Raw genomic sequence first — 13,534 nt, 5'->3', positions numbered from 1 at the left:
ACCTGAAGTTGGACGACCCGGAGCCAGCACGACCAGACGAAGGCTGCGAACTACAGGTCGCTCGCAGCCCCGCTCGCAACCCGAAGCTGGACGGGACACTCACTTCCGACCCACCCCTCCTCCACTTCTCCGTGTAATGAGAAAGTCAAGAATTCGTTAGCGGCTCGAAGCAACGGAATAGTTGCCTGGGCGCACGGGGTTCACTCTGCACCTACCCCGTTCCCGCCTCTGGAGGCAGCACGTAATGACCCGGACAACGACGGACCCGCGCACGCGAAGGCCCAGCGGCAGCGGAATCGTTCCGGTGCTGGCCTTCGCGGGCATCGTTGTCGCGGTGATGCAGACCCTGCTCGTGCCGGTCATCAAGGACCTGCCGGAGCTGCTGGGCACCTCGCCGAGCAACGCCACCTGGGTGATGACCTCGACCCTGCTCGCGGGCGCCGTGGCCACACCGATCATGGGGCGCCTCGGCGACCTGTTCGGCAAGCGGCGCATGCTGATCGCGAGCCTGGCCGTGATGGTCGTGGGCTCGCTGACAGCCGGCTTCACCAGTGAACTGCTCGTGATGATCGTCGGCCGTGCCCTTCAGGGCTTCGCGATGGGCGCCATCCCGCTCGGCATCGGCCTGATGCGCGACGAGCTGCCGCGCGAGAAGCTCGGCTCGGCGATGGCCCTGATGAGCTCCTCGATCGGCGTCGGCGGCGGTCTGGCCCTGCCGGTCGCCGCCCTGGTCGCACAGCACGCCGACTGGCACGCGCTGTTCTTCGGCTCCGCGGGCCTCGGCACCCTCTCCATCCTGCTCACCCTCGCCTTCGTACCGGAATCCCCGATGCGCGCCGAGGGCACCTTCGACGTCTGGGGCGCGCTCGGCCTCTCCGCCGGTCTCGTCCTCTTCCTCCTGCCGATCACCAAGGGCAGCGACTGGGGCTGGACGTCCGGCACCACGCTCGGCCTGTTCGGCGCGGCGGCCGTCGTCCTCCTCCTCTGGGGCGTGATGGAGCTGCGCGTGAAGGCTCCGCTGGTCGACCTGCGCACCACGGCCCGCCGTGCGGTGCTCTTCACCAACCTCGCCTCGATCATGGTCGGCGTCGCCTTCTACGCGGTCTCGCTCGTCCTGCCCCAGCTCCTCCAGTTGCCCACATCGACCGGTTACGGCCTCGGCCAGTCCATGGTCGTCGCGGGTCTGTGCGTGGCACCGCTCGGCCTGACGATGATGTTCACGGCGCCGGTGTACGCCCGTATCTCCGCCAAGTACGGCCCCAAGGTCACCCTGATGATCGGCATGCTGATCATCGCGGTCGGCTACGGCGCCGGCCTCGGCCTGATGAGCGCCGCCTGGCAGACCATCGTCATCGCCGTCGTCCTGGGCGCGGGCATCGGTCTCGCGTACTCCTCGCTGCCCGCACTGATCATCGGCGCCGTCCCGGCGTCGGAGACCGGCGCGGCGAACGGCCTCAACACGTTGATGCGCTCGATCGGTACGTCCGTGTCGAGTGCCGTGATCGGCATGGTCCTGGCGAACACCGCGAACCAGGTGGGTGGCGTGGCTGTTCCCACGATGCACGGCTTCCGGGTGTCCTTCCTGATCGCCACGGGTGCGGTGCTGCTGGGGCTGGTGTTCGCGGCGTTCCTGCCGGGGCGGCGGGCGGCGGCGAACGCGGAGAAGCCGCATCTCGTCGCGTCCAGCGAGGACGCCGAATACGGCGAGGGCTCGCCCGAACCGGTCCCGGCCGGCCAGACCGCTCCGGCCGGTTTCCGTGGCCGTGTCCTCACCGCCGACGGCCTTCCGGTCGCCCGGGCCAAGGTCACGCTGATCGACCGGCGGGGGCGGCAGGCGGGGGCGACGCTCTCCGCGGAGGACGGCGGCTATGCGCTCGCCGTGCCCACCGAGGGTGCGTATGTGCTGGCCGTCACGGCCGGGGGGCATGGTCCGCTCGCCTCGGGTGCCAGCCATCCCGGTGGGGTGCGGGCGGTCGAGGTGGATCTCGCGCTGCCGAGCGTCGTCCCCGCGTAGCGCTCCGCGGGAGCGCTAGGCGGTGCGGGCCGGATTGAGGCTGCGGGCCGGTGGGGGCCGGTCGCGCCCACGCGGCGGAGCCGCAGATCGACGCAGCCCCGCGCCCCTGAGGTCGGGGCTGCGCCCCTGCCCTCTCAGGGGGCCGGGGTGTGGTGTCACCATGGGGCGCCCGGACACCCGTACGACCTGGAGGAACCCCATGCCCGCCGCGCCCAAGCCGGAGATTCTCGCTGCCTTCGAGGGTGCCAAGGGGTTCATGCCCGTGGGTGAAGGGCTCGCGTTGTACGAGGCTGCCGTCGAGGCGGGGCGGCTGGGGCTGCCCCTGCTGGAGGTCGGCACGTACTGCGGGCGTTCCACGGTCCTGCTGGCCGGCGCGGCGCGTGAGGCCGGTGTCACGGCGGTCACCGTCGACCATCACCGCGGCAGCGAGGAGCAGCAGCCGGGCTGGGAGTACCACGACCCGGCGACGGTCGACCCGGAGCTCGGCGTCATGGACACGCTCCCGACCTTCCGCCGTACGCTCCACCGGGCGGGTCTGGAAGACCACGTGGTCGCCGTCGTCGGCCGCTCGCCGCAGACCGCCGCCTTCTGGAACTCCCCTCTCGGCCTCGTCTTCATCGACGGCGGCCACACCGACGAGCACGCGACGGGTGACTACGAGGGCTGGGCACCCCATGTCGCCGAGGGCGGGCTGCTGCTCATCCACGACGTGTTCCCCGACCCGGTGGACGAGTTCACCGGGCAGGCGCCGTATCGCGTGTACCTGCGGGCGCTGGAGTCGGGCGCGTTCACGGAGGTCTCGGCGACGGATTCGCTGCGGGTGCTGCGGCGGACGGGCACGGGGATCTGAGTGCGGGCACGGCCCGAGCCGGGACCACCGGCCCGAGCCGGGGCCACCCGCCGCCCAGGACCTGAAGTTCACCCACGCGACACCTGACCGCGGTCGCGATGCCCGGTCCGAGTCGGTTTCCATGGCACCCGAATTCACCATATGAAGATTGAAGTACCCTCCGCACGGGCGGAGTCGGGCGGCAGCGCGCCCAACGGCCGGGGAGAGACGGGGCGGGATGATCGGGACGGCGTTCCGGAGCGAGGACGTGCCTGCGGAGCACAGGTTCGACCACTGGCGTGAGCTGGTCCACCGGGCGATCGCACCGAGCGACATCACCAGTGACCACGCCACCGACTTCTGGGCGGAGCAGCGCCTGCTGGAGCTGGGGCCCGTGATGGTGTGGCCGACGTCGTTCCGGCCCTCGCGCTTCCTGCGCACCGAGAAGATGATCCGGCAGTGCGACCCCGAGATGTACCACTTGTCCCTGATACTGGGCGGCGGGATGGGGCTCGACCATGTCGGGCGGACCGACCTGTACGGCCCGCGCGACCTGTGGGTGACCGACACCTCCGAGCCGTACGACGTGCGACCGCCGGACGGCGGGGGCCGCCAACTGATCACGGGTGTGGCCGTGGACTTCCCCAAGTCACTGCTGCCCCTGTCGCCGGACCGGGTCCGGGAGCTGCTGGGCAGGCGGCTGTCGGGGCGGGAGGGGACCGGCTCGCTGCTGACGGAGTTCCTCATCGGCCTGGACCGGCAGTCCGCCTCCCTCCGGCCGTCCGACGCACCGCGCCTGGGAACGGTGCTGCTCGACCTGCTGTCGGCCTGGTTCGCCCACGTGCTCGACGTGGAGGACGCCCTGCCGCCGGAGACCCGCCACCGGGCCATGACCACGCGCATACGGGCGTTCATCCGGCAGAACGTGCGCGACCCGGGGCTCACACCGCCCGTGATCGCCGCCGCGCATCACATCTCCGTCAGCTATCTGCACCGGCTCTTCCAGGAACAGGCGCCGGGCGAGGACGAGGACGTCGACGGCGAGACGGTCGCGGCCTGGATCCGCCGGCTGCGGCTGGAGGGTGCCCGGCGCGACCTGGCGGACCCCGCGCTGCGCGCCGTCCCCATCCACACCATCGCCGCCCGCTGGGGCCTTCCTCGCGCCTCCGACTTCACCCGCGCCTTTCGCACCACGTACGGGCTCACGCCCAAGGAGTTCCGGCTCCAGGCGCTCTCCCCGCCGGAGCAGACGGAGTAGACGCAGAGCGCAGGAACTGTGGACTCATCCCTAACGACAGCCCCAGGAGTGACAGACATTCTGATGCGGGGGAAGGCTGCGCAGCCTCAGGAGGGGCGTCCCACGGGGGAGGGCGCCCCTCCTCTTTTCGAGTACCCGGAAAGAGACGAGAAGAAAGAGATGAGCAGTTGATGCGGAGCAGAGCGTCAGGAACGTCCAGGGTGCGAAGACGAGCCGTCGCCGCGGCGGCCGTCGCCCTGCTGAGCGCGCCTGTGCTGACGGGGTCCTCGCTGACCGGTACTGCGTCGGCGGCTGAGAGCGCCGAGACTGCCGGGACCACCGTGGCGGCCGAGACCGTCTCGGCGGCCGCGGCGGCCGAAGCGCCGGTGTACGCCCGGCTCTACAACCAGAAGACCGGCCAGTGCCTCGCCGTCCCCAGCGGCAGTACGACCAACGGCGTCGAGATGATCCAGTGGACCTGCAGCACCAGCGAGAGCCAGTACTGGGCATTCGAAGCCGTGCCGAACGGCTACCTGGTGCGCAACCTGGCGAGCGACAAGTGCCTGGCCATTCCCAGCGGCAGCCCCACGCCCGGCGTCACGCCCATCCAGTGGCCGTGCAGCGACGAGGGTGACGAGCAGGTCTGGACGCGCGAGAGTCTCGACCGGCTGAAGAACAAGAAGACCGGTCTCTGCCTGGCCATCCCCAACAGCTCCACGACCGACGGAGTCAAGGCCATTCAGTGGGGCTGCTCGGAGGAGAGTGTGGACCAGCAATGGCTCTGGTAGCGGAACAGCAGGCCTCGCGCCGGCCGCGGCCGGCACTCCTGGCGACGCTCCTCGCCCTTGTCGCCGCCGTCCTCGGGGCTCTTCTCATCGCCCCCGACCACGCGTCCGCCGAGGGAGTCTCCGGCGAGGTGACGGTCTACCGGAACGCGGTGACCGAGGGCGACGGCACGCGCACCCCCGACATCATCAGCACCAGTGCGAACAACGCGGTCGTCGCCTGGCGGGAGGGCACCACCGCCGCGGTGATCAGCAAGCCCGGCGCACGTGTCGTGGACCGGGGGTACATCCGGTACTCGTACACCACCGACGGCGGCGCGCACTGGAGCCGCCCGCAGACGCTGGCGCAGGAGACGAGCGAGTACGCCTGGCACTACGTCGTCCTGTACCAGTCGGGCAACGAGATCTTCGCGTACCTCGGCCGGACCTCCGCCGCCGCGAGCAACAACGGCCTGCCGATCAACGCCGTCGTCGCCAAGCGCAGCACCGACGAGGGGCACACCTGGCAGGACTTCACCGTCAATATGCCGCTCGACCTGGACACCACCGACAACACCGGCTCCGGCCTGGGGAACCTCGCCCTCGCCGGACGTCCGGTCCAACTGGCCGACGGAACGCACGTCATGCCGTACTGGGCGTCGGGCAGGCAGAACGGGGCCCTGTACTCCACGGACCTCGTGAACTGGACAGCGGGCACGCCCGCGGCCAACGCGACGGGCTATCTGGCCGGCGAACCGCAGCTCGTCGTCTCGCAGGACGACCCGAACAAGCTGGTCATGGTCGCCCGCAACACCCTCAACGGCGGAACCCAGAAGTACGCGCTGACGGCCACCAGCACCAACGGCGGCCGGTCCTGGACCTCCTTCGCCCTGGACACCAACGTGCCCGGGTACGACTCCAAGGTCTACTTCACCAAGGACAGCACCGGCCGGTACCTGACCATCTACAACACCGCCGACGACAAACTGGCGCTGAACTACAAGGTCAAGACCCCCGGCAACTCCTGGCGAGCGGCAAAGTTCTTCGCCGACGGCGCCGCGGAGACCACCAGCGACGGTGCCGGCTGGGACAGGTACCCGATGGCCGACGAGTACGCGCCCGGCAAGTTCTTCGTCGTCTGGGAGCACGACACCTCGCGCATCAAGGTGAACAAGCTCGACATCTCCGACACGTAGACATCCGCAGGACGGCCGTACGTGACAAGTGCGGGCCGGAGCCCCCGATCAGGGGCGCTCCGGCCCGCACGGCGTGGTCGTCGACACCGTCACGGGTGTGGTCGCCGGCAGCGCCACAGGCCTGGCCGTCGACACCGTCACCGGCGTGGCCCAGGGAAACCTGCGGACCCCGAGGGCGGCCCGTAAGGTGGCAGGCGTGTCGTACGTAGGTCCTGACTTCGAACCTCCCCGTCCCCCGCGCCACCCCCTGCGCGGCCCCCTGACCGTCGCCGTCGCCGCGCTCGTGCCGGGCGCGCTGGTGGGCTGGCTGGTGTGGCAGACGGTGGGTGACTCCGGCGGGGACGCACAGGCGTCGCCCTCGTCCTCCTCGTGGGGCAGGCCCGCCACTCCGGGCGCCTCGGACGACGGCAAGGAGCAGCCCGGCGACTCGGGCCGGACCGGCGACAGTGAGAAGCCCGGCGAGTCGCCCTCCGCGTCGGCCCCCGCCGCCTCCGGCCCGCTCAAGGGCAAGGTCGTCGTCATCGACCCCGGTCACAACCCCGGCAACTTCCAGCACACGTCCGAGATCAACCAGCAGGTGAACATCGGGACGAACTCGAAGGAGTGCGACACAACGGGTACGGCGACCAACGACGGTTACACCGAGGCGAAGTTCACCCTCGACGTCGCCCGCCGGATGCGCACCGTCCTGGAGAAGGAGGGCGCCACCGTGAAGTTCACGCAGGACGGCGACCGCTCCTGGGGCCCGTGCGTCGACGAGCGGGCCGAGATCGGCAACAAGGCCGACGCGGACGCCGTGGTGTCGATCCACGCGGACGGCGCGGGCGCAGGCAACCGCGGCTTCCACGTGATCCTGCCCGGCTCCGTACACTCCGGCGCGGCCGACACCCGGCCGATCGTCGCCTCGTCCCGCGAACTCGGCGAACGCGTCGCGGGCAGCTTCCTGCGCGTCACCGGCAGCGCCCCCTCCAACTACATCGGCGGCGGCACCGGTCTCGACGTCCGCAAGGACCTCGGCGGTCTCAATCTGTCAACGGTTCCGAAGGTCTTCATCGAGTGCGGCAACATGCGCGACAGCAAGGACGCCGCACAGCTGACCAGCAGCGCGTGGAGGCAGAAGGCGGCGCAAGGAATCTCTGAGGGAATCGTGAGTTTCCTGCACGGGTAGTGATCAGCGCACATATCCGTGCGGACACCCCTGTGGGCCTGACGATAGTGTCGTCTCTACGATGAGGGGCCACCCCCGCGCTTCGCACCGCGGCCTTACGGCGACATGGTGACAGCGACGCCTCCACCGATGACGAGACGACTGACGAAGGACCTGAAGTGAATATCCGCTCCCTCACTCGAGGCGACGGCGTGGTGATCGGAGCAGCGGTTCTGCTGTTGATCGCGTCGTTCCTCGACATTTACTCGATCGACGGGGCCGGCGACAGCGCCGACATTCCCAACGCCTGGGGAAGTGGCCCTCTCCTCCTGAGCGTCACCTTCGCCGGCCTCATCGGCGCCGCGCTGATCGTCGTCGCCCGCGGCCTGCCGCAGCTGCCGAAGGTCGCCGGTCTCGACCTCGGCCCATTCGGCATCGCCTTCACGGTGTTCGCCGCCTGGAGCGCGCTCGGCAACATCTTCGACCCGGCCGGCGGCTTCGACAACAACGGCGGTCTCACCAACTTCGGGGCGGGCACCGGTCTCATCCTCAGCCTGGTCGCCACGCTGGCCCTCGCCGGCGCCGCGGTCGCCACTCCCCTCGTGCCGGCCCTCAAGGGCCCCCTCCTCCCCGCCCCCAAGCCGGCCGCCCCGCAGCCGTACGGCGGTCAGCCGCAGGGTGGTTACGGCTACCCGGGCGCCGGTGCCCCGCAGCCCGGCCAGCCCTACGGCGGTCAGCCGCAGCCGGGTCAGCCCGGTCAGCCGTTCGGCACGCAGCCCCAGCCGCAGCAGGCGCAGGCCCCGCAGGCGCAGCCGCCCGCCGGGGACTTCTCGCCGTTCTGGTTCGCCGTGCCGGTGCCGCGTCCGCTGTTCGCGGAGGACGGTTCGCCGACGCCGATCGCCGAACTGGCGCCGGGCACCTGGTACCTGGCCGTCGAGCAGCGCGGCCCGAGCCTGGTGGCGCAGACGCAGGACGGCCGCCGCGGTGTTCTGCAGGACACGTCCGGGATCCAGCGCGGCTGACACACACCGTCGCGGGTTCCACCACGGCCCTCCACCCTCACGAGCTCTTCGGCGCTCTTCCGGGTGGGGGGCCGTTCGGCGTACAGTCGCCGGGACATCCGGCATCTGACGCATCGTCAGAAGTGGAGTGGTGTGCATGCGGCTCGGACTGGCTCTCGGTTACTGGGGACGCGGCCCCTCGGCGGACCATGTGCCTCTCGCCCAGGAGGCGGAGCGGCTCGGTTACGACTCCGTGTGGACCGCCGAGTCCTGGGGCTCCGACGTCTTCACACCGCTCACCTGGATCGCCGCGCAGACCTCAAGGATCAAGCTGGGTACGGCGATTGCGCAGATGGCCGCCCGCTCCCCCACCACGACCGCGATGCACGCGCTCACGCTCGACCATCTCTCGGGCGGGCGCGTGATACTCGGCCTCGGCCTGTCGGGTCCGCAGGTCGTCGAGGGCTGGTACGGGCGTCCGTTCCCCAAGTCGCCGCTCACCGCGACCCGGGAGTACGTCGATGTCGTACGCCAAGTCCTCAGGCGCGAGGCGCCCGTGGAGCTGGACGGGCGGTTCCACTCGCATCCGTACCGGGGCGAGGACGGCACGGGGATCGGCAAGGCGCTCAAGTCGATCACGCATCCCCTCCGCGCCGAACTGCCCATCCTGCTGGGCGCCGAGGGGCCGAAGAACATCGCGCAGACCGCCCGGATCGCGGACGGCTGGCTGCCGCTGTACTGGTCGCCGATGAGGACCGACGTGTACGAGGCCCCCCTCGAAGAGGCTCCCGAGGGCTTCCTCGTCGCGCCCATGGCCCGGGCCAAGGTCTGTGACGACGTCGCCGAGGGGCTGCTGCCCGTGAAGGCGATGCTCGGCTTCTACATCGGCGGCATGGGGCACGCGGCACGCAACTTCCACGCCGACCTGATGGCGCGGATGGGCTTCGAGGAGGAGGCCCGCCGTATCCAGGAGCTGTTCCTGGCGGGCCGTCGAGAGGAGGCCGTACTCGCCGTGCCCGACGCCTTCGCCGACGAGATCTCGCTGGTCGGCCCGCGCGAACGGATCGCGGAGCGGCTGGAGTTGTGGAGGAAGGGTCCGGTGACGGACCTGCTGGTGTTGTCACCAGATCCGCTCACCCTGCGCACACTCGCAGAGCTCAACTCCTAGTGTGTCCATGGGGACCGGCAACTCCCCGCCCGAGGGCCGCCGTCAGCGGAATATGGCGATCGCCTCCAGCGTGACCTCGCGGCTGTCCGACCGCCAGCCGGTCATCTTGCCCAGGCAACGCGCCTGGAAGGTCCCGTCGTTGATCCGCTCGCCCCGCAGACCGCCCGCCGCACAGGTGACGCGCACGTACGCGGGGTGCCCGGGATCCCCGTAGGGGGCGCGCAGCACGATCTCCTCGGCCGACTCCGACTCCACCAGGAAGCGGCCGCGGACCGAGACGAACTCCTCGATGTCGCTGAGCGCGAGGCCGCCGCGGCCGGCCTCGGGGCCGAGGGTCTCGGCGAGGGCGCGGTTCGGGGTGACCTCCCCGGAGCGCAGGTCGGCGTGGACGATGACATCGGCGCGCTCGAAGGCGTCCATGAGCATCCCGATCACGGAGATCGGCTCGCTCTTCTGGACGTAACTGCTGAACTTCTCCTGGCTGATGTCCCGGTTGGCCTTGACCGTCCACGGCAGCAGCCTGCCCCAAAGGCCCAGGCTGGTGTTGACGTTGGTCCGGTGCTCGACCGCCTGCTCCAGCGCCGCGCTGTAGTTGCCGATGCGGTAGAGGTCCATCACCGCCTTCTCATCGAGGTAGAAGCAGATGCTGTACGCGGACCGCTGCCCGAGCGCCCGCCGTCTTCGCTCCCGGACGTGCCGCGCCAGCACGACACCGAGCGTCACCAGACCGGCCGCGGTGACCAGCCACACCGTCATCCAGGGCCACCACACACCCCACCACTGCGCGTCAACGACAGCCACGGATCTCCTTGAACGCCTCGGAAAGGGATGAGCCCTGCGCGTCCACCATGCGCCCGCCCGTCTTCGTGGCCGCGCGCCGCAGTGCCCCGGCGTCGGCCTCCCCGAAGTGCACGGGGTAGGTGTGGACCGCGGCGCGGGTTCCGGCCGACCGCGCTTCGTAGCGGCGTACGAACTCCTCGTACGGGATACCGGAGTTGTTCTCGCCGTCCGTCATCAGGACGATGGAGACGGCCCGTTCGGGGTCATCGGCCACCACGGTCGAGGCCGTGCGGTAGCCGTGGTCGAGGGCGGTCCAGACGGCGGTCGCGTCGCCGTAGCCGCCGCGCGCGACGACGTCGGCGAGTGTCTTCAGGTCCTTCTGCCCGTCGACGGTGACGGTCCTCTCCTCCAGCACACGGCCGCCGAACCGTACGACGGTCAGCCGCTCGCCCTGGTAGAAGCGCGCGAACTTGCCCGTCGCCGAGGAGTCCGCGCCGCTGAGGTCGGCGAACGCCTCGCGCAGGGCCGTCATGCGCTCGCCGCGCATCGACCCGGAGAAGTCGAGCAGGAAGATCACCTGGTCGGGGACCCGCCGCCGGGGATCGCCGTAGTCGTCCAACAGCCGCTCGACGACGGCTGGTTGGTCGGGAAAGTAGAGGGCGTTGCCGATCGGGGCACGGAGTGGTCCGTCCCGGGCGACCGACGAACCGACCGGTCGCCGCAGGGTCGTCCGCATGATCTTCTCCTGTACGGAGTCCCGGTCGAGCCACTCCACGACCTTGTCGTACGCCGCCCGCCGGTCCGGGTCGTCCTGGTCGAGGAGCAGCAGGGGGAAGTCGGCGAGGACCATGCCGTCCTCGGGGCGGACGATCTCCAGCTTCTCCTTCAGCCGGCCACCGGCATTGAGGGCGAGCAGATCGGACTCGTACGTGATGAGAGCGTTGGCCGTGCCGGGGTGGTCGACGAAGTCGTCGAGCAGGTCGCGGGTGGAGTCGGCGGTGAGCTTCTGGCCGGAGCGGAAGCCGCGCAGCCGGTCGCAGGACACGTCCTTCTCGCGCAGCGCGCCACCGGTGCCCGCCGCGGCGGTCGCGACGCCGACGAGCGCGGCCAGGCCGGTGCCCGTCTTACGGGGGTCGGCCATCCCGAAGCGTACGGTTCCGGTGGCGGCGGCATCCGCGATGTCGGCCCAACTCGGCTTGCCACCCGGTGACTTGGCCCGCAGCTCGCGTGCGACGTCCGGCCGCAGGCCGACGACGACCGGCGAGAGCATGGTCGGCGTGCGCAGCAGCCGCTGGGCGGTGTCCTTGTGGCGCAGCCGGAAGGAGCGGTCGGTGGAGAGCCAGGCCAGGTCGTGCCCGCCGCCGCCCTTTCCGGTGCCGGGGACCAGGGCGTCACCGGTCTCCGCGTCGGCCCGGTAGTCCATGTCGAGCTCGACACCGGTCTCGTCCCTCAACTCGTCGAGGAGCGGCTCAAGTACGGCGAGGTCGGGGCCGGCGAGGACGCGGAGGGTGGTCTCCTCGTCGTCGTCTCCGGTGCAGGCGGTGACGGTGACGGTCAGGGTGAGCGTCAGGCACAGGGCCAGGGCCCACCGCCCGCGTCTCACTTGGGGTCCTTCTGGGGCTCCGGGCAGTCTCCGACGATCTGGATCATCCGCTCCAGGACGGACAGGCTGGGGAGAACCGCCTTGGTGTCGTCGGCGGAGGTGACGGGCGCCTGGATCCTGCGGTCGGTCAGGAACTTCGCCAGCTGGTCGCTCATCTCGTCCGCGGTGGCGTCCCGCGGCCGGAAGCCCAACTCCACCGCACGCGCCTGGAGTTCGGAGTTCCTCGTCACCAGTTCGCCGAGCCGCTCGCCGTCCTTGGTGAGGGCGACCAGCTGGGGTTCGGTGACGAAACGAGTGTCCGGATAGAGGAGTACGCGGTCGGTGTCGGGCCTGCCCTTCGCCTTCTGGTAGCGGATCTGGTGGGCCAGGTACTGGTGCTCGTAGAAGACCGCGATCGGCGAGATGCTCTTGCCGTTCGGGGACAGATACGTCTCGGCCATCTCGGAGGCGGGCATGCCCTGTTCGACGAGCAGCGGCTTGATCTCCTCGGCGAGATCCTCCGCCTCGACCATGCCGTTCGGAGCGTCGTTCCCGTGTTCCACGAAGGCGACGAGGCCGAGATACGTTCCGCCGGAGTTGGACTGGCAGATGTTCGAGGTCTGGGCGAGGATCTTGTTGCCGTTCCGCACCCCGTGCTTCCTGATGCCGACCTTGTCCCACCGTTTGTTCTTGTCGGTCAGATCCAGGAACTTCCACATGTTGAGCGTGTAGTAGAGCGGCTTGCCGCCGACGCTCCCGTTCCGCTGGGGCGCTGCGACCTCCGCGTCCTTCAGCGTCTCGGCGTACGCCCGGTAGGTGCCCAGCACGATGGGGCTGACGAAGGGCCGGTAGGTGAGCACCGGGTTGCCCGCCTTCGCCCGCTTGTTGGTGATCAGGTCCGCCGCGGGCTGCCCGGAGGGGAACACCACGTCGTATCCCTCGACGTCCTGGTTGGCGATGTCACGGGAGCCCATGTTCGTGATGTGGACGCGGAACCCGTGCTCCATCAGGATGCGCTGGACCTCGGGATCCTCGAAGAAGTCCCTCTTGGAGGCCATCTTGGCCTCGATCGTGACGACCCGGTCGAGCGGCATCAGCAGATGGCCGGAGGCGAGGAGCAGGACGAGGCCCACGACGGGGACCGGGAGTGTGAGAGCGAGTGTGCGGCGCAGGCGACTGCGCTCGGGTCTGTTGACGACCAGACGGGGTTCCTCTGACACGGATCTGTTCGCGGACACCGGCGTCTCCCCCTAGCGTGGGGCAGGATCGTCGGTGACTGCGCTTACCGCCGAACCACCTCACGACGAACGGCAGTTGGAACCAAGATTAATCGCTGACGAACCATCACGGGGAGGGGCTGTCACCGCCTCCCGGGGGCCACCTTGACCTCGGCGGATTCCGACCCGACCGGCCGCAACGGGTTTCATCCAGGATTCAAGGGCAACTCGCAGAGCATGTCCTCTCGAACTCGCAGTAACGGTGCCAACCAGGCCGGCACGGTCATCGCGGTCGTCGCCGACATCATGGCCCTCATCCTTGGCCTCTGGATCCTGATGTACCTGCTGGACGCCAACCAGGGCAATGACTTCGTCCAGTTCATCCACGACGCGGCACGCTGGCTCGCCGGCTGGTCGCACGACCTGTTCACCTTCGACGAGCAGTGGGCACGGGTCGTCGCAGGGTATGGCCTCGCGGCCGTCGTGTACCTCTTCGTGGGGCATGCGATCGCCAACCGCGCCCACCGTCACTGACGTACGTACCGAGTACTGACGTACGTACCGAGCAGGTGCGAGTACGTACACGTACTGAGCAGGTG

12 protein-coding genes are annotated in these 13,534 nt (G+C 69.8%); 9 read left to right on the top strand and 3 right to left on the bottom strand.

Translation table 11 applies throughout. From position 1 onward, the window contains the following. Positions 1–244: 244 nt before the first annotated feature. From ACZ5VQ_RS18105 to ACZ5VQ_RS18070, 8 genes are all read left to right on the top strand, one after another. Positions 245–2,014 (top strand): MFS transporter, encoded by a 1,770-nt coding sequence (locus tag ACZ5VQ_RS18105; RefSeq protein WP_469105745.1) that lies wholly within the window; start codon positions 245–247, stop codon positions 2,012–2,014. Between the two features lie 199 nt (positions 2,015–2,213). Beyond that, entirely contained in the window at positions 2,214–2,864 is a 651-nt protein-coding gene (locus tag ACZ5VQ_RS18100; RefSeq protein WP_469105744.1) for a class I SAM-dependent methyltransferase, read from the top strand. A 217-nt stretch (positions 2,865–3,081) separates the two neighbouring features. Beyond that, positions 3,082–4,101 carry an AraC-like ligand-binding domain-containing protein gene (locus ACZ5VQ_RS18095; protein WP_469105743.1) on the top strand — a complete coding sequence of 340 codons (1,020 nt, stop codon included), beginning with the start codon at positions 3,082–3,084 and terminating at the stop codon, positions 4,099–4,101. 200 nt (positions 4,102–4,301) lie between these two features. Further along, positions 4,302–4,868, top strand: coding sequence for an RICIN domain-containing protein (locus tag ACZ5VQ_RS18090; RefSeq protein WP_469105742.1), 567 nt, complete (start codon positions 4,302–4,304; stop codon positions 4,866–4,868). Next, the gene (locus ACZ5VQ_RS18085) at positions 4,856–6,040 is read left to right on the top strand and encodes a sialidase family protein (RefSeq protein WP_469105741.1); all 1,185 of its coding nucleotides are present in this window, start codon (positions 4,856–4,858) and stop codon (positions 6,038–6,040) included. Before ACZ5VQ_RS18090 ends, ACZ5VQ_RS18085 begins: the two co-directional genes overlap by 13 nt. 196 nt (positions 6,041–6,236) lie before the next feature. Continuing rightward, positions 6,237–7,208: an N-acetylmuramoyl-L-alanine amidase gene (locus ACZ5VQ_RS18080; protein WP_469105808.1), complete on the top strand. Its 972-nt coding sequence runs from the start codon at positions 6,237–6,239 to the stop codon at positions 7,206–7,208. Between the two features lie 158 nt (positions 7,209–7,366). Next, positions 7,367–8,209 (top strand): hypothetical protein, encoded by an 843-nt coding sequence (locus ACZ5VQ_RS18075; protein ID WP_469105740.1) that lies wholly within the window; start codon positions 7,367–7,369, stop codon positions 8,207–8,209. Between the two features lie 136 nt (positions 8,210–8,345). Further along, complete coding sequence (locus ACZ5VQ_RS18070) at positions 8,346–9,356, top strand: LLM class F420-dependent oxidoreductase (RefSeq protein WP_469105739.1); 1,011 nt, start codon at positions 8,346–8,348, stop codon at positions 9,354–9,356. 42 nt (positions 9,357–9,398) lie between these two features. On the opposite strand, the gene ACZ5VQ_RS18065 is transcribed toward ACZ5VQ_RS18070, so the two are convergent. From ACZ5VQ_RS18065 to ACZ5VQ_RS18055, 3 genes are read right to left on the bottom strand one after another with little or no spacing between them, the layout of a single operon-like run. After that, the gene (locus ACZ5VQ_RS18065) at positions 9,399–10,157 is read right to left on the bottom strand and encodes a hypothetical protein (protein ID WP_469105738.1); all 759 of its coding nucleotides are present in this window, start codon (positions 10,155–10,157) and stop codon (positions 9,399–9,401) included. Next, positions 10,144–11,739 carry a vWA domain-containing protein gene (locus tag ACZ5VQ_RS18060; protein WP_469105737.1) on the bottom strand — a complete coding sequence of 532 codons (1,596 nt, stop codon included), beginning with the start codon at positions 11,737–11,739 and terminating at the stop codon, positions 10,144–10,146. The genes ACZ5VQ_RS18065 and ACZ5VQ_RS18060 overlap by 14 nt, the downstream gene beginning before the upstream one ends. Then, entirely contained in the window at positions 11,736–12,956 is a 1,221-nt protein-coding gene (locus tag ACZ5VQ_RS18055) for a hypothetical protein (RefSeq protein WP_469105736.1), read from the bottom strand. The genes ACZ5VQ_RS18060 and ACZ5VQ_RS18055 overlap by 4 nt, the downstream gene beginning before the upstream one ends. A 216-nt stretch (positions 12,957–13,172) precedes the next feature. On the opposite strand from ACZ5VQ_RS18055, the gene ACZ5VQ_RS18050 reads away from it, so the two are divergent. Next, complete coding sequence (locus ACZ5VQ_RS18050) at positions 13,173–13,469, top strand: hypothetical protein (RefSeq protein ID WP_055617873.1); 297 nt, start codon at positions 13,173–13,175, stop codon at positions 13,467–13,469. Positions 13,470–13,534: the final 65 nt, after the last annotated feature.

This window comes from Streptomyces sp. NPDC033178, from assembly GCF_055577685.1.
This window is presented reverse-complemented; position numbering and strand designations above follow the sequence as displayed.